This window comes from Agaribacterium haliotis, from assembly GCF_002312815.1.
Taxonomy (GTDB): domain Bacteria; phylum Pseudomonadota; class Gammaproteobacteria; order Pseudomonadales; family Cellvibrionaceae; genus Agaribacterium; species Agaribacterium haliotis.
On record NZ_NKQJ01000011.1, the window covers coordinates 182,684 to 207,039 of the forward strand.

General features: G+C 52.4%; 21 protein-coding genes. 12 read left to right on the forward strand and 9 right to left on the reverse strand.

The window, feature by feature from the left end; genetic code table 11:
* Window positions 1–149: 149 nt before the first annotated feature.
* From CFK45_RS13930 to CFK45_RS13965, 8 genes are all read right to left on the reverse strand, one after another.
* Window positions 150–1,481, reverse strand: a complete 1,332-nt coding sequence (locus tag CFK45_RS13930) for a DUF58 domain-containing protein (RefSeq protein ID WP_096087052.1) — start codon at window positions 1,479–1,481, stop codon at window positions 150–152.
* Window positions 1,478–2,446: an AAA family ATPase gene (locus CFK45_RS13935; protein WP_096087053.1), complete on the reverse strand. Its 969-nt coding sequence runs from the start codon at window positions 2,444–2,446 to the stop codon at window positions 1,478–1,480. The genes CFK45_RS13930 and CFK45_RS13935 overlap by 4 nt, the downstream gene beginning before the upstream one ends.
* Complete coding sequence (locus CFK45_RS13940) at window positions 2,443–3,744, reverse strand: DUF4350 domain-containing protein (protein WP_096087054.1); 1,302 nt, start codon at window positions 3,742–3,744, stop codon at window positions 2,443–2,445. Before CFK45_RS13940 ends, CFK45_RS13935 begins: the two co-directional genes overlap by 4 nt.
* Window positions 3,737–5,323: a DUF4129 domain-containing protein gene (locus CFK45_RS13945; RefSeq protein ID WP_096087055.1), complete on the reverse strand. Its 1,587-nt coding sequence runs from the start codon at window positions 5,321–5,323 to the stop codon at window positions 3,737–3,739. The genes CFK45_RS13940 and CFK45_RS13945 overlap by 8 nt, the downstream gene beginning before the upstream one ends.
* The gene (locus CFK45_RS13950) at window positions 5,310–6,269 is read right to left on the reverse strand and encodes a stage II sporulation protein M (protein WP_096087056.1); all 960 of its coding nucleotides are present in this window, start codon (window positions 6,267–6,269) and stop codon (window positions 5,310–5,312) included. Before CFK45_RS13950 ends, CFK45_RS13945 begins: the two co-directional genes overlap by 14 nt.
* Window positions 6,266–6,964: an RDD family protein gene (locus CFK45_RS13955; protein ID WP_096087057.1), complete on the reverse strand. Its 699-nt coding sequence runs from the start codon at window positions 6,962–6,964 to the stop codon at window positions 6,266–6,268. The genes CFK45_RS13950 and CFK45_RS13955 overlap by 4 nt, the downstream gene beginning before the upstream one ends.
* Window positions 6,965–7,004: 40 nt before the next feature.
* Window positions 7,005–7,742, reverse strand: a complete 738-nt coding sequence (locus tag CFK45_RS13960) for a YciC family protein (protein ID WP_096087058.1) — start codon at window positions 7,740–7,742, stop codon at window positions 7,005–7,007.
* A gap of 222 nt (window positions 7,743–7,964) precedes the next feature.
* Window positions 7,965–9,665, reverse strand: coding sequence for a sensor domain-containing diguanylate cyclase (locus tag CFK45_RS13965; RefSeq protein ID WP_096087059.1), 1,701 nt, complete (start codon window positions 9,663–9,665; stop codon window positions 7,965–7,967).
* A 147-nt stretch (window positions 9,666–9,812) separates the two neighbouring features.
* Between CFK45_RS13965 and mvaD the strand changes: the two genes are divergently transcribed.
* From mvaD to CFK45_RS14010, 9 genes are all read left to right on the forward strand, one after another.
* Window positions 9,813–10,826 (forward strand): diphosphomevalonate decarboxylase, encoded by a 1,014-nt coding sequence (gene mvaD, locus CFK45_RS13970; protein ID WP_239923692.1) that lies wholly within the window; start codon window positions 9,813–9,815, stop codon window positions 10,824–10,826.
* Window positions 10,810–11,832, forward strand: a complete 1,023-nt coding sequence (locus CFK45_RS13975) for a mevalonate kinase family protein (RefSeq protein WP_096087061.1) — start codon at window positions 10,810–10,812, stop codon at window positions 11,830–11,832. Before mvaD ends, CFK45_RS13975 begins: the two co-directional genes overlap by 17 nt.
* A 112-nt stretch (window positions 11,833–11,944) precedes the next feature.
* Window positions 11,945–13,237: a hydroxymethylglutaryl-CoA reductase, degradative gene (locus tag CFK45_RS13980; protein WP_096087062.1), complete on the forward strand. Its 1,293-nt coding sequence runs from the start codon at window positions 11,945–11,947 to the stop codon at window positions 13,235–13,237.
* Window positions 13,230–14,219 carry a mevalonate kinase gene (gene mvk / locus CFK45_RS13985; RefSeq protein ID WP_158224713.1) on the forward strand — a complete coding sequence of 330 codons (990 nt, stop codon included), beginning with the start codon at window positions 13,230–13,232 and terminating at the stop codon, window positions 14,217–14,219. Before CFK45_RS13980 ends, mvk begins: the two co-directional genes overlap by 8 nt.
* A 129-nt stretch (window positions 14,220–14,348) precedes the next feature.
* A complete protein-coding gene (idi, locus tag CFK45_RS13990; RefSeq protein ID WP_096087089.1) occupies window positions 14,349–14,936 on the forward strand; it encodes an isopentenyl-diphosphate Delta-isomerase in 588 nt (195 codons plus the stop codon).
* A gap of 40 nt (window positions 14,937–14,976) precedes the next feature.
* On the forward strand, window positions 14,977–16,500 hold the full coding sequence (locus tag CFK45_RS13995; protein ID WP_096087064.1) for a hydroxymethylglutaryl-CoA synthase: 1,524 nt from the start codon (window positions 14,977–14,979) through the stop codon (window positions 16,498–16,500).
* 18 nt (window positions 16,501–16,518) lie between these two features.
* Complete coding sequence (locus CFK45_RS14000) at window positions 16,519–17,412, forward strand: polyprenyl synthetase family protein (RefSeq protein WP_096087065.1); 894 nt, start codon at window positions 16,519–16,521, stop codon at window positions 17,410–17,412.
* A gap of 75 nt (window positions 17,413–17,487) precedes the next feature.
* On the forward strand, window positions 17,488–18,573 hold the full coding sequence (locus CFK45_RS14005) for a BamA/TamA family outer membrane protein (protein ID WP_096087066.1): 1,086 nt from the start codon (window positions 17,488–17,490) through the stop codon (window positions 18,571–18,573).
* A gap of 289 nt (window positions 18,574–18,862) precedes the next feature.
* Complete coding sequence (locus tag CFK45_RS14010; RefSeq protein ID WP_143247597.1) at window positions 18,863–19,462, forward strand: hypothetical protein; 600 nt, start codon at window positions 18,863–18,865, stop codon at window positions 19,460–19,462.
* A 71-nt stretch (window positions 19,463–19,533) separates the two neighbouring features.
* Here CFK45_RS14010 and CFK45_RS14015 read toward each other — a convergent pair whose 3' ends face one another.
* Window positions 19,534–20,199 (reverse strand): YiaD family glycine zipper/OmpA-like lipoprotein, encoded by a 666-nt coding sequence (locus CFK45_RS14015; protein WP_096087068.1) that lies wholly within the window; start codon window positions 20,197–20,199, stop codon window positions 19,534–19,536.
* A 167-nt stretch (window positions 20,200–20,366) separates the two neighbouring features.
* Between CFK45_RS14015 and CFK45_RS14020 the strand changes: the two genes are divergently transcribed.
* The 3 genes from CFK45_RS14020 to CFK45_RS14030 all read left to right on the forward strand — a co-directional run bounded on the left by CFK45_RS14020 (window position 20,367) and on the right by CFK45_RS14030 (window position 24,295).
* The gene (locus CFK45_RS14020) at window positions 20,367–21,848 is read left to right on the forward strand and encodes a cobyric acid synthase (protein ID WP_096087069.1); all 1,482 of its coding nucleotides are present in this window, start codon (window positions 20,367–20,369) and stop codon (window positions 21,846–21,848) included.
* 232 nt (window positions 21,849–22,080) lie between these two features.
* Window positions 22,081–22,989 (forward strand): hypothetical protein, encoded by a 909-nt coding sequence (locus tag CFK45_RS14025; RefSeq protein WP_096087070.1) that lies wholly within the window; start codon window positions 22,081–22,083, stop codon window positions 22,987–22,989.
* A gap of 79 nt (window positions 22,990–23,068) precedes the next feature.
* Window positions 23,069–24,295: a cyclic di-GMP phosphodiesterase gene (locus tag CFK45_RS14030; RefSeq protein WP_096087071.1), complete on the forward strand. Its 1,227-nt coding sequence runs from the start codon at window positions 23,069–23,071 to the stop codon at window positions 24,293–24,295.
* Window positions 24,296–24,356: the final 61 nt, after the last annotated feature.

Below are 24,356 nucleotides of genomic sequence, written 5' to 3' on the forward strand. Positions count from 1 at the left end.
CGGTGAGCGCTCGTGTTTGGCAATTACGTTAACGTATTAAACATAGTTGCCCGCGGTTTTATGCTCAAGTTCGCCTACTGTAAAAGCGGGGTGTATGGGTAAAAATTTGATGCCTCAGCTTACTGGCGGTTGAGAGCTGCCAATAGCGCCTAGATTCTGCCGCTGCGCTTGAGCTCGAGATAACAGTTCACAAGGGCTATGTGCAATTGACTTGGGCGCTCGTCAATCACCACGGCGCCAGCGTTGCGCAGCGTCGCCAGTAAATTTTTGCGTTTGGCACTGAACTCGGCGCTGGCACAGTACAGCAGAGCTTGATCAAAATCTTCGACGCGCTGCTGCTCAATATCATCGATACTCTGTTCGCGCAGGCAGGCAATGACAACTAAGTGCTGTTTTTGCAGTAACTCGTAGGCGCTTAACAAATCTTGATTGTCGCCGGGCTCGACATTGGCGATCAGCACGATCAGCGAGCGCTTGTGTTGTTTTTTTAACAGCTCACCGGCGGCGTGAAGATAGTCGCTGGCGGCGGTCGATGAGTGCAGGTCGTAAATTTGCTGCATCAGCGCATTAAAATTCGCGCGGCCTTTTAGCGGGCTCTGCCAGCGCTGTTCGCTGCCAAAACTGAGCAGACCGGCAGCGTCGCCCTGGCGCAGGGCGACCCAGGCGCACAGCAACAGCGCGTTTAAGCAGTGATCAAAATGGCTGAGCTCGCCATCTTTGCTGCGCATGCGCCGGCCGTTGTCGATTAAAAATATTAATTCTTGGTCGCGTTCATCCTGAAACTCTCTTGCGATGGGTTTGAGTGCTCTCGACGTCGCTTTCCAGTCGACCTGGCGCAGCGCGTCGCCGGGGCGAAATTCGCGCAACTGGTGAAAGTCTAAACCTTCGCCGCGACGCTGGTTGAGGTGGATGCCGAGCTGGCTGATATCCTGGCCGTGGGCAAGCAGTTCAAAATGGCTGACGGCAGTAAAGTTGGGGTAGACGCGCAGCAGTTCGTTTTCGGCAAAGCGCCTGCGCCATTGCCACAGGCCGAGCGGGCTGTTGATAAGTGCTTCGGGGCCGCCGACAACATGGCTGCCGCGGCGCAGCGGGCGCAGCCCGGCCTCTATTTGCAAAAGCTGCCCGGCTTTGACAAGGCCATTCCACGGCAGTTTGATAAGTTGGATATCAATGCCCGCAAGTTCGGTTAGCTTGAGCTGAATATCGCGCCGACTGCGATTTTTAATGGTGAAAATAAAGTTGTTGTCACACCCGACAGCCAAACCCGCGAAGTTCGGCCGGCTAATACTCAACTGCTTGATGTCTTTGCTGGCCAGGGCGTCTTTTACACAGGCCAGGGCCAGGGCCAGCGCCGCCAAATTGCAAGCCAAAAAAGCGTGTTCTAGCAGGGGTGATTCGCTAAATAAGCGCCAGCTCGCCAGGGCAATAAGTGCAAGCAGGTAGCATAAAAGAATGCTTAACAAGCGTTTACTTGGCCTCATTGGCGCGGGGCATCCACTTTGTCGAGCAGCATTTGCAGCATGTCGTCGCTGTGCAAGCCGTCAATTTCGGCGTCGGCGCTGAGCACGATGCGGTGGCGCAGCACCGGTTTGGCGTTGGCTTTGATGTCGTCCGGCAATACAAAACCTCGGCCGTTGAGCACCGCTTCAACACGCGCACAGCGAATCAAGGCAATGCTGGCTCGCGGCCCGGCACCCTGGCGAATACCGGCGCTGTCGCGGGTTTCTCTGACCAGGCGCACGGCGTAGTCGAGGCAGCTGTCATCGACAACTACTTCGTTAATGTTCTGGCGCAGCTCAAGCACAATATCTTCATTTAACAGCGGCGCTTTATGATTGCTGAGCGTATCGTTGACCTTGTCGGTCACCATGCGTGTCAGCGCCACTTCGTCTTGTCGGGACGGGTAGTCAATCAGGATTTTCATTAAAAAGCGATCGAGCTCAGCTTCCGGCAGGGCGTAGGTGCCTTCCTGTTCGAGGGGGTTCTGGGTCGCCAAGACCATAAATGGCTGAGGCACGGCCTGGGGCTGGCCCTCAATAGTGACATGTTGTTCTTGCATGACTTCCAGCAGAGCGGCCTGGGTTTTGGCCGGCGCGCGGTTGATTTCATCGGTTAACAGCAAGTTGCAAAACACGGGCCCTTTGCGCACCCGAAAGATGCCCTCTTTCATATCAAACAACGCGTGGCCGGTGACGTCGGCCGGCATCAAATCGGGGGTAAATTGAATGCGTTTATAGGAGCCGCCGAAACTCGCAGCAAGGCTGCGCACTAACAGGGTTTTACCGAGGCCGGGTACACCCTCAATCAGGCTGTGGCCGCCGGCGAGTAAACAGCACAGTACCTGCCTGACCACTTGTTGTTGACCGATGAGTTGCTCGTTTAAACGGTTTAGTAGGTCTTCTAGTAGTTGTCGCTGTTCGAGACTGAGTATGTCGGTACTGCTCATAAGGTCTTCCTTAGCTGTTGTAATAACTGAACGATGTTCAGTATTTTTTGTTCGTCTTTATCTGCGCTGGCTTCGAGCGCAAGACTTAGCTGCTGTTTGCTCAGGCCGCTGATCTTTTCCAGTTCGTGGTATTGGGTATCGCTATGCCAGCGGCTGAAGCTTGGCCAGCGGCGCCGCGCCAGGCTGAGTACCTGTTCGCGCAGGCTGGCCAGCAGTTGCTGCTCGTTGCCGCGGCGCCAGTGCCACTGAGCAGCTGCGCGCAGAGCATCCCGGCGCGCCCGGCGCATTCGGCTGCGTGGGTGGTGCACAGCACCGAAGCGCAGAGACAGGTGCCAGACCAGGGTCAGCAATAAAACTGCCGCCGTAATTAGTGCTTCGCTATAGTGGCGCCGTAGCAGTGTTGCTAGTGATGCACTGTGTTTGCCTTCGAGTATCAGCAGTCTTTGTTGGGCGGAAACAAGCAGGCTCAGCAGCAGAGCGTGATCGTAATGGGCAATATAATTATTGCTAAAAATATCGCTATCAACCATTACTGTTAGCAGCCCCTCGCCGTAGTGAGCCTGAACAAAACGAATGCCGTTGCTATCGCCAGCCCAGTAAAACAGTTCGAGTGGGTGAGCGTAGTTTGCAGGCCTATCCGTGCCGGATATTTGTTCGTGAATGATGCTGCGGTCGAGTTTGGGGTGAATGTAGATGTTCTGTGTTTCAGCTTCAAAAACCAGCTGGCTCAATAAGTTGTGTTGCAGCTTAGGCTCTTCAAGGCTGTGGCATTGCTCGTAGGGCGCAGCGCAGATCCAATCTTTGTGTTTTTCTTTTAATTGTTGTTGCTCGCTGTGCTGCTGCTTAAGTTTTTCACTAAAGCTCTGTTGTTCTTTTTCTTCTTCACGTTCGAGTTCGTAGTCGTCAACACTGAAACTCTGCTGTTCGCTACTAAAACCCAACTGCTTAATGATGTTGGGCTCGTCGTTCCAACCGGTGCCAATAATTAGGTGGCCGCCTTGAGCTAGCCAGCTAAGAATTTGTTGCTGTTGATCGTCGCGCGGCACGTAGGAGGCATCGGGAATCAGCAGTGCATCGGCGGCATAGAGCCCTGCTTCAGAAGGGCTTTGCCTGAGCCGCTCTACATCAGCGTGATACTTCGCTAAAAATAGATCGGCGGCATAAAATCGGCTGCGCTGGGCTTCGCCTTCAAAACCTGTGATCAGCGTCTGTTCACGCCATTCGAGTTGGCGAGCAACTACGTAAATCAGCAGCAGTGCCAGTAGTGTTAGCACAATGTACAAGCTGCGATTATTCACCTTGCCACAACTCCCTGTGTTGTTGGCACAGCTGCTCAAATTGTTGCTGCGAGCAGCAGTGGTGGGCATAGGCGAGCTGCTGCCAGTGCTGTATTAATTGGTTAAAACTCTGGGCAAGGGCAGGCTTAAGTGAAGCGTTGACAAGCTCGGCGCACTCGCGCTCTGTGTAGCCGTCTTTGAAGCGGCAACCTTTGTTTACACTCACTAATAAACTTGAGCGCAACAACAACACAAATGCGGCGCGCTCTTGCTGTTGTCGCCACAATAACAGTGCTTGCGTTGCGACGTCGTCGGGCAGTTTTTTGTCTTCGAGAACAATGCCAAAGAGCTCGCGCGGCACGTCTATTTGTTCATTGTGTTTGCCGGAGTGAATGCGTTGCCACTGCTCTTTTATCCATTGGCGATAGCGCCATAAAACAAACAGAATTAGGCCGAGCACAGCGAGCCATAGGGTCAGCTCAACAAATTGGGCCAGGCTCTTGAGCATCGAAGCGAGGGCTTCAAAAAAACCACCGTGTTTATCGAGCCATTCTGCAAAACGAATAAGCCAGCCGGGCAGCTCATCATCGTCTTCTGTTTTTTGACCGAGTATGGTTTTTGTTTCGGTATTATAAAAAGGGGCGCTGCCAAGTATTTCATTAATTTGTTGTTTGGCAAGTTTGCCTGAGTCGGAACGCTCAGGCCCGCCAGTTTCACGATATTGTTTATCTTCGTGTGTTTCTACTTGTTCGCTTGTCGAGCTTAGGTCTTCGGCCCCACTTAACTCGCTGTTAAAGCTTAGTAGTACCAGTAACAAGAGGCAGCCAATTTTGCTGCCGAATTGCGCCTGTCTTTTTTGTTTGGCTTTGGCGCGTTCAGCAAGTTGATGAAACTGCAGCTCTATGTCCCAGGCTTCGAGGTCAACCCGGCGCTGAATATAGAGTGAAAAGCCCGCAGCAACATAAAATGGCGCGACGAGGCTGGCTGCGAGTAAAAGTAAGGCAAATATATACAGCGCAACTGCGTTGTCAGAACCGAGCAGGCTGTACTGCCAATTGACATTGCTGCCCTCGGGTACAAACAGGGCCAGGGCTGTTGCCAGAGCTAGAGCCAGGCACAGTTCGATAAGTAGGCCGCTGACAGACAGCCAGGTTGCAGCACTTGAAAAACGCCGTAACAGAAGTTCGCTGCGGCGCTGGCGTTTTTTGCCGCTCAAACCCTCAAGTACTGCAATTGGCAGTAAAAACGAGCGCATTGGCAGCAGGCGCCGGTAACTGAGCCAATGCCAAAATTCATTTTTTTGTATGTGCCACCAGTGTCGCCCTATTTGCAGAACACTAACTTGTTCGGCAAATAATTCGCGGCTAACCACATACAACAGTGGTCTTTCCCACAGTGGTTTTAACCACCAGCATGCGAGCGCGGTATAGACAGCGTTGTGATCAAAAACGATATATAGTGCAGCTGCTCCACACGCAGCTGCGCTGAACCAGAGCAGCCAAAGTTTTACAAACATGGCGCTGGCCATTGCGCAGCCGAGGTCGATCGCTTGCCAGGCACTGCGTTTTTTTATTTTTGCTTGCAGTTTATCGAGGCGCAAGGTGGCGCCCCGCTGTAGCTAAATAATAGATGACTAAAAACCAAAGCAGTCCGCCGACGCTGTATTTAACTTCGTTTGCCAAACTTGAGCTCGATGACCAGAACGCTTCAATGAACGCCGCAATTAACAGCATCACCGTGCTGCCATAGATAATGGTAATGGCATCTTTACTGGCAAGGCGAAGTGCGCTGATACGACCCAGTTGCCCGGGGGAGAGCAGCGCCCAACCGAGCTTTAAGCCGGCGGCGCCGGCAAGTGCGATGGCTATTAGTTCAAAACTTCCGTGGCCGACAACAAAGGGGAAAAACGTTTCGTTGTAGCCAATGTGGGCAATGTGACCGGCGGCGGCGCCAATAAATAAACCGTTATAGAGTAAAAAAAAGATTGAGCCGATGCAGAATAAAATGCCGCCGGCAAAACACTGGAAGCTAATGCCAATATTGTTTTTGATATAAAAACCGAACATTGCAAAGTCGGTATCTGACTGACGTTCTCGGCCAAAGGCTTGATTGCCCGGTTCGTACATGGCTTCAAAGTCTTTGACCTGTTCGTAACTCATCAAACTGTAAATTAAACTGTCGTCAAACCAACACAGAATAAAAAACAGTAAGCCCGGTGCAAAAAAAAGTGCGCAAGCTGCACCGACATAAGCGCGATTGCGGCGCACCGCCTGGGGGAAGCCGGCAACAAGGTAGTAGAGAAAATTTGCCCGCGCGCGGGGTAAGTCGCGATAGAGTTTATTGTGGCTTTGGATGACCAGTGAGTTTAGGCGCTGAATAAGGGCCGCGCTGTAGCGCCGCTGTTTGGCCAGTGCGAGCTGCTGGCAAAGGCTGTGATAGCGCTCGGGTAACTGAATGAGTTCGTCGCTGTTATCTTTTTGTAATAAGTCTTGCTCTAGCGCTTGCCAGCTGCGCTCGTGTCGCAGTTCAAAATCTTGTTGTTTCACTGTTGGCCCCGGGCTCCGAGCAGCCACGCGCCCATTAGGTGGAGCTCGCGCACAGCATCGCTGTGAGACAAGTTAAGCGCGGGGGCAATTAACTGGGCGAGCTCTTGTTGTCGCTGAGGGCTCAGTTGCTGCTGGCGCAAATAAAATTCGATCAGAGAAAGTTGCTCGTCGCTGTTGAGTTGAGCCGGTGGCGCCAGAGCCTCGGTATTTGCAGGTAAACTTTCAAGTTGTTGCTGGTGTTTGTGCACAACCAGTGTGCCGGCGGCGAGGTCGCCGAGTCGCTGGAAACGGCCGCTGACAACAATGCTTAAAAATGCAAAACCGTAAGCCAGCGGTAAAAAATCAGCGGCGCGCAGCAGATTGCGTGTTAGCGTAGCGGAGAAGCTCAATGGGCTTAAGTCGTCATTGATAACATAAATGCCCATGGCTTTTTTTCCAGGGGTTTGGCCGCCGCGAAAAAATTCAAATAACAGAGGGTAGAACCATTCAATTAAAAATAAAAAAAGCAGGAATAAGCCCCAGCCAAATTGATTGCCGTAGCCAATGATCAGCGCAACAACTAGCATCAGACAGACTATAAATGCGCGCAGCAAAAAATCGAGTGCAAAGGCGAGGCAGCGCACAAACGGGCCGGCGAGTTCAACCTCAAGGTCGACACCTTCCGGGGTTTCATGGCTGTAACTGATATCAAACATAGCGGGTAATAAGGGGCCTTGGCCCCTTTAGCGAGCGGCTTTATTCGCTTTCGAGTGTGCTCTGCTCAACACCAAACATGGCTTTATACATCAGGCCGGTGATGAGTACACTAAGGGGAATGGTCCAGATTAAACCCACTAATAACGCCATCGCGGACAAGCTGACAACAAGCATGATGCACAGCAGCGTAAAAAATACTGTAAACCATTTCTTGGTGACAATTTTTCGCGAGGTTTCAAGCGCCTGCCAAATACCTAAGTCTTTCTCAACCATCAGGGCGCCGGCAAAGACATAACAAACAACAAGGTAAATGCCCGGAACAACCAATAATAAGAAGCCAATGGCAACCAGCACATACATAAGCACAGTCAGTGCAAACAGTTTAAACATCTGGCCGAAGTAGTTGAAGATAGATGTTGCGCTGGCATCTTTTTCACAAACTAACTTCACTCCAAAAAGAGTAAGGCCAACACTGATGGGTGTGCTTAACAAGGTGATTACGACCTGCATTAACCCCGCAGATAAGCCCGGGTCGATAGGCAGTAAAGCGAAGATAAAGCCGGTACCTACGTTGATAACCGTCAGCGCGACAATCATTAAAATGACGGCGATCCAGATCGTACCTTTGCGGCCCTTGGTCATGGCCCAGGCGTTTTTAAATAAATCGCCCAGGCGAAGTTCAAAATCGCCAGCCAGGCCTTTTTCTATCGAGCCGTAGGCGCTCGGGCCCTGATCGTTGCTCAACTCTGAATCGGGGGCGGAATATACGTCGCTCATTTGCTGTTCCTTTAGCGGTTTTTTTATTGGTAGGTGGCATAGTACTGCAAAGCACTGTATGCGCATATTACTATTTATTGGCACTAAATATTTTACCCGTCTTATATCAAGCTACCAGATTTACACGATTTCTACGGGTACTTTTGTGAAAGCAGCGGTGTTTTTCTTTCCTGGGCATGCGCTGATACAAACTAAACCCTAATGGTTTTTGTTTAGTTTTGCTCAGGCCATTTTGCGGTCATTACTGTTATTGTCTGTTTCGTTGTAGGGCTCAACCAGGCAATAACCCTGCTCACCATCTTCGCTGATACTGGCAACTTCAAAACGATTGCGCCCGTTGGCCTTGGCATCGTACAGTGCAATATCGGCACTTTTTATTAAACCTTCGCTGCTGTGTGCGTGAATAGGGTAGATGCTTAAACCTATGCTGATGGTGACGGAGCCCAGAGCGGTACTGTTCAATTGGAAATGGTTGCCGGCGATGACACGACAGAGTTTGTCGGCACAGGCAATGGCATCGTTGATATTGGCCTTTGGTAAAATGACGGCGATTTCTTCGCCTCCGAGTCGGCACACGGTATCTTCATTGCGCACGGCGTCTTTGAGCAGCAGCGACAGGGATTTCAATACGTAGTCACCGGCGTCGTGGCCAAAGGTATCGTTAAAGCTTTTAAAGTGGTCGATGTCTATCATCAATAGCCCACAGGGTTCGTGGTGGCGTTGACTGCGACTTAGCTCTTTGTCGAGGCTCTCTTCAAAATGGCGGCGGTTGTAGAGGCCCGTCAGTGCGTCGCGTGTGGCCTGTTGGCGCAGTCGCTCTTGCATGTCGAGGTTGGCCAGGGCCAGGCCCAGGTGCTCGGCGATGGTCATCGTCATGTCTTGAATGCGTGCGCTCGTATCCTTGCCGGGCATCATGTGCAATAAGCCGATGGCATTGCCGTGGGCGAGCAGGGGTATGCACAGCGTTGTCTGCTCACATTGGCCCATGTGCGGGCAACTTTGGGCACTGAGCTCATCGTGGCTGAAGTGCAACTTGCCTTTGCGCAGCGCCCAGCAGTCGTCCGGGTTAAAAATGTCATCTCCGGGCCACTCTCCGCCCCAGTCGATTTTTTTTTCAACTAAATTGCGCGATGCGTTGACCAGCGATACCGAGCAGTTTGTATTGCCGATAATACGCGGCACGATATCTTCCACGACGTTTTGTACTTCTGTTAAGTTTTGACAGGCTGCGAGCATATTGGTCAGCCGGTGTAAGAGTAAAATATCTCGGGTTCTCTGTTCGACCCGGCTTTCGAGAAAACTCTGCTCGCGGCTCATTAGCGCGTTGATGTAGCGGCTAAACATGCTGACCAGGCCGGCCATCGACAGCAGGGCAACCAGCGCCAGCCCGCCTAACAGCAGGCGCAGCTCAAAGATGGCGCCATTAAATTCGGCAGTTTGCATGCCGATGCGGATCAAGCCCTTAAAGTTGTCGACCTGAAAGCGCTTTATTAAAAACAGCATTTCTCCATCTGCGGCGGCGCTGTAGCGGCTGAGCCTGACTTCGTTACTGTGTTGCAGCGCCAGGTATTCCTTGCTTTTCGCTAAGCTGTCGCCCGGTTCGAGCCCCTCTTCGCTGAGTACGGAGTCGGCGATAATACGCCCGTCGGCGGTACTGATGGTCAGTCGGTATTTGGGGGCGGCAAGGCCGAGGCTGTCGACAGCGACCGCAATCTCGTAGTCATCGGTGCCGATACGGCGCAGCGTGTCGATTGTTGTGGCCATCAATTGGCGCATGTCTTTGTCTGTGCGGTCGGCGTACCAGTGCCTGAGGATAAGCTCCAGGCTCGCCGAAGCGATTAGGGTAAAAGCGAGTACCCCAACAAAAGGGAATAAAAATATACTGCGCCTGCTCGGTGAGGAGCTGGGGCTAAACAGAGTCATTATTATTGTGCCTCGTGTCCCTGGCCTGTCGCGATGTGGGTTGGGGCTGGCGCCTCAATAGTCAGTGTAGGTGCTGGCACTGGGCTTTGCGCGGCAAGTGCGGAACTTTGCTAGAATTGCCGGTTTTGTGTCTTAGGGGGAATGTTTGTGTCAGTTTTAGCTTCGGGGCGTGCGCGCGCATCGGCTCACCCCAATATCGCCCTAATAAAATACTGGGGCAAAGCCTCAGACTCTGAGCTCAATGAGCCCGCCGTCAGTTCGCTGTCACTGACACTCGATGAGCTGCGTTCCGAGACCTGTGTGGCCTTTGATGAGAGCTTAAAAAGCGATGAGCTCTGGCTCAATGGCAAGCGCGATGAGCAAAAACTTGCGCGCATCAGCGCCAACCTCGACAAACTGCGACGCATCGCCGGCATCGATACGCGCTGTCGAGTTGAGACCAGCAATAACTTCCCGACGGCGGCCGGGCTGGCGTCGTCGGCCTCTGGTTTTGCTGCGCTGGTGGCCGCTGGCAATGCTGCGCTCGGTTTGGGCCTGGACCTGAAACAACAAAGCATGCTGGCGCGAGCGATGAGTGGTTCTGCGGCGCGTTCGCTCTATGGCGGTTTTGCCAAAATTTACCTGCCAGATGCAGAGCCCGCACAAACACATTTTGGTTCGGCTTACGCCGAACAAGTAGCGGAGGCGGAGCACTGGCCGCTGGAGGTCTGTGTCGCCATTGTCAGTGAGGACGAGAAAAAGATTGGCTCAACCGAAGGCATGGAAAGATCGCGTTTGAGCAGCCCATATTACCAAGCCTGGCTCAGTGGCAACGATGTGGATGTTGTTCAGGCGGAAAAATTAGTACTGGCAAGAGACTTTGAACAACTGGCTGAGCTCAGTGAGTTTAGCTGCCTCAAAATGCACGCGATGGCGATGGCTTCGCGCCCGGGTTTGCTTTATTGGAGTGGCGCCACGGTTGATGCGATGCACTGTGTCAGGGAGCTGCGCGCTGGTGGTGTGCCGGTGTTTTTCACCAACGATGCCGGGCCTCAGTTAAAAGCGATCTGTGCACCGGGCTACGGAGCGAAAGTCGCGGATGCGCTGGCTGAGCTTCACGGGGTGAAGCGGGTGCTGCGCTGTGCTTTGGGGCCGGGGGCGCGTGTTGAAGCGCTCGATTAGCAGCTGGGCGGCTGGAAAAGTTATTGTCTGTGGCGAATACGCAGTGCTCGAAGGTCACCAGGCGCTGGTCTTGGCGGCCGACAGGGGGCTTAAGGTTGAGCTGCAGGCAGCGGATAGTGCAGGCATAAACATCAAATGCCCGGGCTTTACTCAACAACTTTATCAAATACAGAGCTGGCCGTGGCAGCCACCGGCCGAGCTCGGTGTCTTTGCGAGCTTAGTTGTCGAGCTGATAGCGCAGCACTTTGCCGAGCCGGAACTTTTTGTTCAGCAGGGTTGGCACTTGACGACAGACTCGCAGGCCATGTTCGATGCCGGAGCTAAACTCGGCTTGGGTTCGAGCGCCGCACTATGCGTTGCCTTAGACTCTGCTTTTGGCCAGTGCCGCGACTCGCGTATAAAGAGTGAGACGCTCGCTGCTCGCTGGCAGCGCTTGCAGCAGCTGCACAGTTTGGCGCAGGGGAAAAAAGGCAGCGGCGTGGATTTGGCAGCCAGCCTTTACGGCGGGGCATTGCTTTTTAATAACGATTTTAAAGAGCCGTTGCCCGCTTTTAAGCCCGCGCGCTTGGCGGCCGATGTACAGCTAGATTTTATCTGGAGTGGTCAGAGCGCAAGCACGCCGGCGATGCTCGGTTCGCTGAGCCAGTGGCGGCAGCTAAATAGTCAGCGCTGCGCCGCTTTTTTCGAAGCGTTGGGGCGTGCAAGTGCTGAAGTTTGCGCCAACACCGGCGAGGCTTTGGCTTTTATCGCCAGTTTGCGCAAATTTTGTAAGCAGCTGTGGGATTTTGATCAAGCCGCCGAGCTAGGTATTTTTTCCGGTGGCCATCTTGAGCCCTATAAGCAATCGCTAAACTATCAGGCACTTATTTACAAACCTTGCGGTGCCGGTGGTGGGGATTTAGGTTTATTGGTGAGCAGCAGCGCTCGCGAGCGCCAGGCAATGTTGGATTTTATTTATAGCCGGGGTTTGAGTTCATTAAATTTAAAGTCAATGGCCAGCACTTAAGTAGCAACGTTTAGCTGCGGCTGTTAGTCAAACTCAACTCGGTGGGGCCGCCACTGCAGATTTACTCAGCTTATTTTGTGATAAGCCTGACTCAGCAATACAGAGATGTTCAATGCGTAAAGCCGTAAACAGAAAATTTAGAAAGCTCAGCCGCGAGCAGCGCATCGCCGCGCTCGCGGATGCAGGTTATCTATCCGATGAAAGTGCCGCTCAGTGGTTGCAAGCCGAGCAGCAGTTAACATTAGACAGCGCTGAGCGCATGATAGAAAACGTTATTGGCCTGTTTGCCCTGCCTGAGGGTGTGGCGCTGAACTTCCCGCTAAACGGGAATATGTATCAAGTGCCGATGGTTGTCGAAGAGCCGTCGGTGGTCGCTGCGCTCAGCTTTAGTGCGCTGCTGGCTGAAAAACACGGCGGCTTTAAGGCCTCTGCAGACGCCGGGCTTATAAAGGGGCAGATTCAACTGACCGGAATGCATGACTGCCGCGCGGCAATGGACAAAATTTTGGCTCACAAAGAGCAGCTGCTCAGTGAAGCCAATAGCTTGATGCCGGCAATGCTCAAGCGAGGCGGCGGTGCCCGCAATTTGACTTGTAAGCGCTTTACCGGGGAGAACAGCGGCGTAGACATGCTTGTTTGTTACATCAGCATCGATACCTGTGATGCGATGGGGGCAAACCAGGTCAATTCTGTCTGTGAAGCGCTGGCACCGAGGCTGCAGGCTTTGGTTGGCGGCGAGCCACTTTTGAAAATACTCAGTAATCTGGCGGACGAGGCTCTGGCTCGAGCGCAGCTGCGCCTGCCTGCGTCGGCGTTACAGAGCAAAGATATGAGTGGCGAAGCGCTGCGCGATCGTATTGTTATCGCCAACGATTTAGCTTTGGCCGACCCGTATCGCGCCTGCACCCACAATAAAGGCATTATGAATGGTATCGACGCCGTTGCCCTGGCAACGGGCAACGATTGGCGCAGTGTGGAAGCGGCGGCCCACGCCTATGCGGCTCGCGACGGTCAGTACCGCGCCTTGACACAGTGGCGTTGTGATGACGATGGCCAGTTGCATGGCAGTATCGAATTGCCAATTAAAGTCGGTACTGTCGGTGCGTCTTTGTTGAGCAATCCCGGTGTGAAGGCAAACCAGGAGCTGCTTGGCCTAAACAGTGCCAGCGAGCTTGCGGCACTGATGGCTGCGGTTGGCCTGGCGCAAAATTTTGCAGCGTTGCGTGCGCTGGCGAGTTCGGGCATTCAACAAGGGCATATGCGCCTGCACGCGCGCAGTGTTGCTCTCAGTGCCGACTGTCCTGACGCGCTGTTTGATGCGCTTGTTGCGCGCTTGGTCAATGAGCCGGAAATCAAAGTCTGGCGAGCCAAAGAGATCATTGCTGAGTTACAGGCCGATGCTTGAATTCGAGCAATTGGGTCGCCGCCGCGCATCGTCGTACGTCGATGGTGACGGCTGGGTGGGGGCCTGCGGCAAGGTTATTCTGTTTGGTGAGCACAGTGTTGTCTACGGCCAGCCGGCGATTGCAGCCGGCATTGAACGCGCCGTTAGAGTCCGGGTTGAGCGATCGACAGAGGCTTGCTCGAGCATCAGCATCGAGCGCTGGAATATCAGTGTGTCGCTCGCAGATAAACTGCACGGCAGTGCGGTGTTACTGCAAAATGTGCTCAAGTTGATTTGCCGGCATTTTGCCGTTGAACAGCCCGTTCATCTATCTGTTGATGCGCAAATACCCCACGCTTCTGGGCTCGGGGCATCTGCTGCGCTGGCAGTTGCCTGCAGTCGTGCGCTGGCTTTATTTGCCGGTCAGGATTCTACAAATGAAGAAATTAACGAGCTCGCTTTTGCCTGCGAAAAGCTGGCCCACGGCAATCCATCCGGGCTCGACAACAGCTTGGCTTGCTACGGTGGCCTATTTCGTTTTCAGCGCCTGCACTCAGGGGTTGACCTCAAGGCCTTGAGTTTGGCGCAGCCGCTTAACTTTTTGGTCGCGCTCAGCGGCAAGCAGGGTTTTACTGCAAAAACAGTAGCGCGGGTGCGCCAGTTGTGGCTTAAGAATAAAACACTCTACGATGAACTGTTTGAGCAAATGGGCGAGTTGACTCGCGAGGCTGAAGCCATTTTGGCTGTCGACACCGCTGTCGACAAAGTTAAGCTGGGCAAACTTATCAACCGCAATCAAGCCTGCCTGAGACAGCTCGGTGTCAGCTGCGCTGAAATTGAAGACATACTCGAGCTTGCCAGCGCTGGCGGCGCGACCGCAGGCAAGCTTACTGGCAGCGGCGATGGCGGGGCCGTACTGCTGCTTAGCGATCACCGTGCGGATGTGCAGCAAGCCCTTGCCGAGAAAGCTTATTCGAGCTTTTCAATTACCATTGCCGGTTAATCGAGCGCTAAGCCTGGCGAAGCAAGACTGAGTTTTGGCGGTTGTCTCATTACTAAGCGAGCATTAAACTGTTTGTTTGATTTTTTGCCTGCTGGGAATCAGCAGCTTGCTGCATTTCCGGAGGTAGTTTTGACAGCGCTTGCCCGCGACCGATTTGCTGTCGTTTCGTCAGATAGCGATGAGCTTATTCTCGTCAACCAGCACGATGAAGAAATAGGCAGTGCCGATAAACTGCTTTGTCACGATGGCAAGGGTATGCTGCACCGCGCTTTTTCGGTTTTGTTATTTAACCAGCACGGCGAACTTTTGCTGCAAAAGCGTGCCGCTGAAAAGCGCCTGTGGGGTGATTTTTGGTCTAACTCTTGCTGTTCTCACCCGCGTGTTGGCGAGAGCATGCACGAAGCTGCCCGGCGCCGTGTGGCTGAAGAGCTGGGCCTGGAGATCGCAGATTTAGTGTATCTCTATAAATTTGAGTATCACGCTCAGTTTGGTGAGCTCGGTGCAGAGCACGAACTCTGTTCGGTATTTATTGGGCGCTGCGACAGCGAAGCAGAGCCAAATGCAAATGAAATCAGTGCGGTGCGCTGGTTATCGGCCGCCGCACTGGAGGCCGAACTTAATGCTGACGAAGCGGCGTTTACTCCGTGGTTCAAGATGGAATGGGCCCACATCAACAAACATTTTAAAGCTGAACTCGAAGCACTGTATAACAGCTAAGTTGAGCTGCACTCGCCGCGGTGAGTAATTGGAGACAAGTATGAATTCTGTTGGAATCAGCGGCCTGGCAGCCTATCTGCCGCGCTACCGCACTCAGTTAGAAGACTGGTGTGAGTGGACCGAAGGCAGCTGGGACAAGCTCAAGGATGTCGTCGGTCACAGCTTTCGCATGCGTGGCCACCACCAGAATGTCTATACGATGGCGGCCAATGCCGCGCTAAAACTGATACAGCAATACAATATCGATCCGCGCTCTATTGGCTATTTTGCTTTTGGCACCGAGTCGAGCACCGACAACAGTGCCGGTGCGGTGATCGTCAAAGGCCTGGTCGATCAGGGCCTGGTCAAGCTCGGCCTGCCCAAACTCAGCCGTTACTGTGAGGTGCCCGAGTACAAACACGCCTGCCTGGGCGGGGTCTATGCACTCAAGGGGGCAGCGCGCTTTCTCGCTTGTGACGGCGCCGATAGCAAGGCCATTGTAATCTCTGCTGATATTGCCGAATACGAGCGCGGCTCGACTGGCGAGCCCACGCAAGGCGCGGGGGCTGTGGCAATGTTACTCGAGCCCGAAGCCAAATTGCTGGCGCTGGATTTAAGCAAAAGCGGCTCCTCGGCCGATTATCGCGGCCCGGATTTTCGCAAACCTTTTGTGCGCTACGCTCAGCAGCACGCGGCGACTAACAGCCAGCTGCGCGACTATCCCGTGTTTAATGGCTATTACAGTACCAACTGTTATATCGATGCGGTGCTCGTAGCTCTGTCGAATATGTTTAACAAGCGCGGCCTCGATCGCAGCTCGTATTTAAAAGAGCTCAAAGCGATTTTTATGCACCGGCCGTATACACGTATGCCGGAGACCGGCCTGGCGATGAGTTATCTGTACTCGCTGGCGATGGGCAAGCAGGAAGATCACAGCGAGCTCAAAGAGTACTGTGAAGCGGCGCGAGTGAAGTTCCACGATGTGCTTGAGGAGCTCAGTGCCAAGCGCGACGTCTACGCCTGTGTTGAGCAGGGTAAAATCAATACTCCACTGTTTTCGCGCAGCCTTAGGGTGATTCGCGTACTCAAGCGCTTTGATACCTTCCGCCGTATTGAATCAAAAATGAGCCTCGGCTGGGAGATTATGAAAAACGTTGGCAATCTGTATTCGGCGTCGCTGCCGGCGTGGATTGCCGCGGGCCTTGAAGATGCTTTTAAGCGCGGGGTTGAGTTGCAGGGTTACGACATTCTGACCCTGGGTTATGGCAGCGGTGACGCCGCGGAAGCTATTCCTATGCGCGCTGTTGACGGCTGGCAAAAACAGGCCTCAAAAATCAAGTTTGCCGAGGCTTTTGACGGCGCTGTCGATCTCAATCAGGCCCAGTACATCAGCCTGCACGGCGGGCGCCAGCCCGTTGATTTACCTATACACACCGAAGGTGAGTTTTTTATCAGCCGTGTCGGTACTGGCGATAACAAAGACTTTGATGACGAAGGGCTCGAATACTACGGTTTTGATGCTCGCGCCAGTGAAGAGCAGCCCAAGCCTGTCGAAATCAAAGACAGTCAAAGCAAGCAGAATTAATTAAGGCCCGTCGCCAGCATGGATTTTAAACTCACGGCGGCCGCCTATAAAAGCCGGGTTGAAGCCGAGCTTGAAACCTGGTTTGAGCGCCCGCAAGTTGCCGAACGTTTGGCCCGGGCCATGTGTTATAGCCTTAACGCGGGGGGCAAGCGTGTCAGGCCGATGCTGGTTTACGCCAGCGCCGAGCTCTGTTTGAGTGAAGGCCTGTCCTCGTTGCCCGGCAGTGTTGATACCGCTGCCGCTGCCATTGAAGCTGTGCACACCTATTCGCTTATTCACGATGACCTGCCGGCCATGGACGACGACGATTTACGCCGCGGCCAGGCAACCTGTCACCGCAAGTTTGACGAAGCGACAGCCATACTTGCCGGCGATGCCCTACTTAATTTGGCTTATGAAAAGCTCGCCGCCATTGACGATGCAAAGCTTGCGCTCGCGTTGATTCGCAGCCTCGGCAACGCCGCTGGTGCCCTCGGAATGGTCGGTGGTCAGATGCTCGATCTGGAAGCTGAGGGGCTTGATTCGCGTTTGACTCTGCAGCAGCTTGAAACTATTCACCGCAATAAGACCGGAGCGCTGATTATTTCTGCGGTGCAGCTCGGTGCTTTGTGTGCCGGCGCGACTGAGCTTCAGCAAGCGGCGCTTAATCGCTACGCTGCTAAACTCGGCTTGGCCTTTCAGGTTCAGGACGACATACTCGATGTTGTTTCCGATAGCGCGACTTTAGGCAAAGATCAGGGCTCAGATCTGGAAAATAATAAAAGTACTTACGTCAGCTTGCTTGGTTTAGAGTCGGCGCAAGCGCTTGCGGCAACCTTGGTTGATGAAGCTAAAGCTGCACTCGAAGTATTTGCCCCTGGCGCCCGGTTTTTAGTTGAACTTGCCGACTATGTTGTGCAGCGTAAATACTGAGTTGCCGCTTATCGATCGCTAGTGGGTAGATGCTGTGGATGGCGATGTTAAATCCAGTTTTTATCAGGGAAGCCAATGTTAAAGCTATTGCTGTTTCGCCCGTGTATTTACACTGTCTTTTTTTCTATCTTTTCGCCCCTTATCTGGGCACAAAACGAGCCCGGCGATGACGCTGTTAAGCCTGCGGATCAGGAATCTCCATGGCTGGCGACCCCTATTTTCAGTGCCGACCCAAAACTAGGGGCGAGTATCGGGGCGATGGGAGCGTATTTGTTTAAGGCGGACAGCGAGAGCCCGAGCTCTATGCTGGGTTTAATGGGCACTTACAGCAATACGGATTCCACTATCTATGGGCTTTTTTCCCGCAACTATTTTGCAAAAGACCGGCAGCGTTTTGTGGCCGGTGCTTTTGGTGGGCGCATCGAGAATGATTACGGCGATTTTCTCGGCACGGGGGTCGATGTTAAAACTCGGGATGAGCTTGGCGGCGTGTTTACTCGTTACAGTGTCAGAACCAAAGAGCATTGGTTTGTCGGCGCTCAGCTGGTGGCGATGGATTACAAAATTGAAGGCAAAGACAGTTTCAGCCGCGCCTTACTGAAATTGCTTGGCCTAGAAGGTTTTAAGAGCAATGGCCTCGGAGCTGTGCTGGAGCGCGACAGCCGCGACAATCAGAACTCGCCGAGCTCGGGTTCTTTATTTAATTTCAATAATATTGCTTATAGCGAAAAGCTTGGTGGTGACGAAAGTTTTGACACTTATGACCTCGGTTATTCAATCTACCGGGCGCACGGTAATGGCAACGTCATTGCCGCTCAAATCAAAGGCCGGTGGACGGCCGGTGCTCCGCGTGCTGCTTATAGTTCTGTGAACCTGCGCGGTTATACTCGCGGCGAATATCTCGGCAAGAACAGTGTGATGTTTCAACTTGAAGAGCGCTATAGGCTTAGTGAGCGCTGGGGTTTAAGCGCTTTTGCTGGCGTTGCCTGCCTCTATGGCAATGACAAAAAATGCTCTGATGATGACAATTTATTTCCAGCGCTTGGTGCAGGCGTAAACTTTATGCTGAAAAAACAGGAGAAGATGATCGTACGCGCTGAACTGGCTGCAGGGAAATATCAGAACCACGGATTTTATATTCAATTTGGCAATGCTTTTTAGTTTGTTTATTCGTTTCGCCTAATCGTTTGTCGAATAAGCTTACAGTGGGGAGTTTGTTGTATCAGCTCGAAGCTATTTATTACTCATTAAATAGTTATTTTTCATATCCCACTCAGTTTCATTTTTCTTCTTGCTATAAAAATTTACTGAAATCAACGTCAGCCGGTTTATTTAGCCTGTGTTGCTGGTTTTCACGTCAGCTTGGAGCGATTCTTGAATTATGCCTCTTTACCTCGGTGATTTTGCTTTGCATTGAGGCTGGTTTAAGTTAGCGCAGGTGGTAATCGACGTGGATTGCATTGATAAGTTTCTTAAATACGGTTTTGTTGTTTTTTCTGGTCAGGGGCAGGCTTTGTATGACGATAGAGTCAAAGCGCGTATGCCTTATGCCGACTCGCTTTACGAACGTTTGTGTAGCAGTGAAGTGCCGTCTATAGCTCGCCTAACCGATGTTGTGAATGGAACTCAGATTAGCTCGCCGGTGTTTAAGTACGAGGGCTCCCGGCACGGTATCGACAGCTATCAAAGCGCCTATTACCTAACCGACGCGCTGATGCGCAAAGGCATGCTGCCCGTTTTTTTAAGCGAGAGTGGTGAGGTGAAAAATATCTTACCTCTACTGACCAAAGAGCAGCGCAAAGACGCTATGTTGGTAATACAAATTTTGCAGGCGCGCTATATCAAGAGTGACGAGCGCCATCCCGCGCCGAACTTTATGGTCAACGACGAGCCGGAGTACGATTCACTGACACTCGAACTCAGCGATTCAGAGATCCTGGCAATTTTTGGTCGCCTTCCCGATGATAAAATGGAAGTGTTTACCCCCGATCTCGGCCACATTGAAGCGCAAGCCGGTTTTATTGCGGATGGTGTTATTCGCAGAGCGTAGTTGCTTGAGCACAAGTTTTGAAAAAAAGAAGCCGCCCATTGAGGCGGCTTTTTTTGGGGCTGCGTTAACTCTTAAGCTTCCGCAGGAACCAAGGTAATTTCTACGCGGCGGTTGAGGGCGCGGCCTTCGGCGCTGCTGTTGCTGGCGATGGGCTGGCGCTCACCAAAACCGATCGGTTCGAGGCGGACCTGAGCAACACCTCTCGAGCGCAGATAGCTTGAGACCGAGTTGGCCCTGTCTTCGCTCAAGGCCTGATTGGACTCTGCCGAGCCAACACTGTCGGTGTGGCCGCCGACGACTACCAAGGTTTTATCGTATTCTTTTAGCACAAGCACGACGGAATCTAATACGTCGTAGAAGCTGCTGGCGATTTCGGCTCGGCCGGTTGCGAACGTGATATTGCCCGGCATAACCAGGTTGATCTGGTCGCCGACACGTTCAACACTCACCCCGGTACCGCGCAACTGCTTGCGCAGCTTGGCTTCCTGGGCGTCCATGTAATAACCGACACCGCCGCCGATGGCGGCACCGCCGGCTGCCGCGGCAAGTATGCGGCGGTTGCGCTTGTCGACGTCTTCGTCGTCGTTATCGAGGTAGGCCATAACTGCAGCGACACCGGCGCCGATGGCAGCACCTTTTGCTGCTTTTGAGGTTTCTTTCTCGCCGGTATAGGGGTCGTAAGTTTGACATGCACTGAGTAGAGCCACGAGTGACAGGGCTCCGATGGATTTTTTCATCATTATTCCTTAAGTTGCGCCGCTGCGCGGTAATTTAAGTTGCCTAAGTATAGAAAAGGCCGCTGAAAATAAAGTTTCTTCACGAGAAAGACAACGCACTTTTGTGCAGTTGTGCACGTTGCCTTATAGAATAGTTTTTCGAATATGAACTCCGGCTGAAGTCGCTGATGAAAAAAAATACATTGATGGTTCAGGGCACCACATCGGATGCAGGTAAAAGTGTTTTGGTTGCTGGCCTGTGCCGTATGTTGGCAAATCGAGGGGTGAAGGTTGCGCCGTTTAAACCGCAGAATATGGCCTTAAACAGTGCGGTGACCAGCGATGGCGGTGAAATAGGTCGGGCGCAAGCCCTGCAAGCTCAGGCCTGCCGCATAGATACGCTAAGTGATATGAATCCGATCCTGCTAAAGCCCAGCAGCGATACAGGAGCCCAGGTAATTGTTCAGGGTCGCGCCCTGAGTTCGATGGAAGCCGGGGCTTATCACGATTATAAAAAAGTAGCGATGCGGGCCGTGCTCGATTCGCATCAGCGTTTAAGTGCTGCCTGTGATGTGCTTGTCGTCGAGGGAGCTGGTAGCCCAGCAGAAATCAACTTGCGCGAAGGCGACATCGCCAATATGGGTTTTGCTGAAGCCGTTGATTGCCCTGTAATTTTAATTGCTGACATCGATAAAGGCGGGGTGTTTGCTCACATCGTGGGTACGCTGGCGCTGTTGAGTGAAAGTGAGCAGGCGCGAGTAGTGGGTTTTGTTATTAATCGTTTTCGCGGCGAGAGGGCATTATTACAAAGTGGTTTAGATTGGCTGGAGGCAAAAACCGGCAAGCCGGTTCTGGCTGTGCTGCCGTATTTACAGAACTTCTACCTCGACGCGGAAGATGCGATTGAAAGCCAGCAATGCGATGCTGAGCAAGCTCAACTAAAAGTGGTTGTGCCCGTGTATTCACGCATCAGCAATCACACTGATCTGGATGCTTTGCGCCTTCACCCCGGCGTCGACTTGCAATGGTTTGGCCCGGGCCAAACTCCACCGCCTAGTGATTTGATTATTTTGCCCGGAAGCAAGAACGTGAGGGCGGATATGGCGTGGTTGGAAAAATATGCCTGGCCCGACTATATCGCCCGCCACTTGCGTTATGGTGGCAAGTTGCTTGGTATCTGCGGTGGCTTTCAGATGCTTGGCAAGCATATCAGCGACCCTTTAGGTATCGAGCAGCAGGCAGGCAGCTGTGATGCGCTGGGCCTGGTTGATATGCATACCGAGCTTCGCCCACACAAACAATTAAAGCGCTGCACTGCTAGCTTGGCTTTGTTGGGGCAGCGCGCGCAGTGTTCCGGGTACGAGATTCACTGCGGTCAAACAAGCATCGATGGCGACTATGAAGCCCTGCTTGAGTTAAGTGACGGCCGCAAGGAAGGTTTTATCTCAAGTGATGGTCAAGTGGCCGGCACCTACCTACACGGCATATTTGATCAGGCTCCGGCGAGAGATTTACTGCTGCGCTGGGCGGGCTTGTCCAGCTTACCTGAGGTTTGCGACCTGAATCAGCACCGTGAGCAGCAGTTAGAGCGTCTGGCGGCCGCGCTTGAAAAAGAGCTGGATTGGGCTAAGTTTAGCGACGTGCTGAACAGGATGGAAAGCAAACTTTGATTGGCGTCGAAATTTTTTGTTCTGGCGCTTGTTGAATCTTAATCAACTTGTATACAATCTCCGCCCAAATACATACTTTTGTATGGTAATAGAGCTGCCGGTGTAGAAGCAGCCCCGAACCCAGCCGAGTATCTTCAGGTCAACGACGACCGCTCTCTCCCCTCTATGCCAAGGTCAGGCGAGCCGGATATGGATGCTGGGTTGCTAAGTTAGTGCTCAGAAAGGCAGTTTCATGAAAATCAGAACAGTTAGTTTATTGGCGCTCTTATCTCTGAGCGCCCCCATTGTGACCGCGCAGTCTGCGGACATTATGCAAAGCCTCACCCAAAGTAACGTCAATCTCGAGCAGCAGATTTCTGCAAATCAGCAGGAGATTGAGAAATACAAGGCTAAGGCCGACGCCGCGCTCGCCGACCTGGACGCATCAAAGCAAGAGCTGGAACGCGCCGTTGACGACCAGCGCCGTGCAAAAGCGACCTACCGCACTCAGCCAACCGCTGAAAACAAGCGTGCCGTTGATCGTGCTGATGGCGCCTTTAATCTCGCCGAGCGCAAACTTGCATCGCTGCAGAAACGTGCGGATTACGCAAACTCAAAAGTTGATGAGTTGAACAAGGCGAGCCTCGCTGCCCAGGCTGAAATTGAAGCGAATCAGCGATCTATTATTGAAATTGAAAAAGCGCTAGACAACAAAAAGCGTATGGAGCAGCAAGCCAAACGCGAACAGGCACGAGCAAAAGCAGAGGCGCTGGCAAGTGCCGAGGCCGCAAAAAAACAGGCACCTAGCCCGGAGCCGGAGCCAGAACCAAGCCTGAGTATTGAAGCTGAAGAAGCCCAGGCGCGCCTAGCCGAGTTGGAAAGCTATTTAACATCCGGTGTGAAAGAGCGAGGCAAACTAACCCGTTTAAAAGGCTCGGCAGGTAGCAATAGTTTTCGCTTTGAGCACCTCGGTGGAGAAATATATCGAGCCGAGACAAAACTCGATGCCGGTGAGCACAAAGTTAAAGTCGGCCGCAGTTTATTCAAGGTGGTGATTGAGGAAGAATACGCCGGCGAGGCCTATACGTTCTACTACGATCATCGCAACGAGCGCAAAGCGCGATTGATGACGTTTAGAAGTGTTTTGTTGGTTAAAGAGTAAACCTGAAATGCGCTTAATGTCGGCCGAGCTTGCTATTTAAAACTGCAGCGAAGGCCGGCGTTGCAGTAAGGCGACATTAATGAGTAGTAAAAAAATTCACGTCTCTGAATTGCGCCCCGGCATGTATGTCAGCAAGCTTGACCGAGACTGGCTCGATACACCTTTTGTCATGCAGGGTCTATTGATTGAAAGCCGTGAAGACATTGAAATTTTGTCTGAATATTGTGAGCACCTCTGGATTGATGTTAACCCAAGCCAGCAGCAGCTCAACAGTTCGCCGGTTAAGGCCGCTGTCAGTATTGCTCCCAAGGTAGCACCGCCCTATAAAACCGAAATAAAGGAAGAGCATCGCCGGGTTTCTAAGACCTTTAAGCACGCGCGGGAATTGACCAGTTCGCTGCTTGATGAAGTGCGCTTAGGCGCAGCTATCGATACCAACAACGCCAAAGATACAGTTAACGGCTGTGTTGAGAGCGTATTGCGTCACCCCGATGCGATGATGTGGATGTCGAAGATTCGCGAAGCGCGGGAATACACTTCCGATCACTGTTTAAACGTCTGCGTTATTTCTGTAGCTTTTGGCCGGCATCTCGGTTATTCAGAAGAAAAGCTTCAGCAGCTCGGCTTGTGTGGTTTGTTGCACGATGTTGGCAAAATGCGTGTGCCTGTCGAAATTATTGATAAACCCGCAGCTTTAACTCCGAAAGAATACAACCTGATTAAAGCGCACACGGTGCATGGCCGCAACATGCTGCTAGAGGCAAAAAATATTTATGCCGGTGCGATTGATGTTGCGTATAGCCACCATGAGCGCGTGGATGGCCAAGGTTATCCTCGCAAGTTAAAAGCCTCAGATATCAGTCGCTTTTCGAAAATTATTGCAATTGTTGATGCCTACGATGCAATGACAGCCGATAGGGTTTATTCGCCAGCAAAAACGAGTACTGAAGCTTTAAAAATTATTTATTCAGAGCGGGGCAAGCAGTTTGATGATCAGCTTGCGCTTGAGTTTATTCAGACGATAGGCCTATACCCGGCGGGATCTCTTGTTGAGCTGTATTCAGGGCAAATCGCTTTTGTTGTTGAAACCAATCAGCTCCGGCGCCACTTGCCCAAGGTGATTCTGATGCTCGATAAAGATAAAAAGCCATACAAGCAGGAAAAACTGCTTGATTTATCTTTTATTGAGAGCGGCGAATTAGCTCATGACAAGCTTATTAAGCAGGTTTGGGTTGATGGAAGCTTTGGTTTGAGTATACGAGATTATCAAAAACGCGGTTTAGTATTAAAACGCGGTTTCGCATAATAAGTGCAATTGGTAATTGAGAAGCCAGCTGATAGAGTCTGCGCTTCTCCCGACCAAGAGA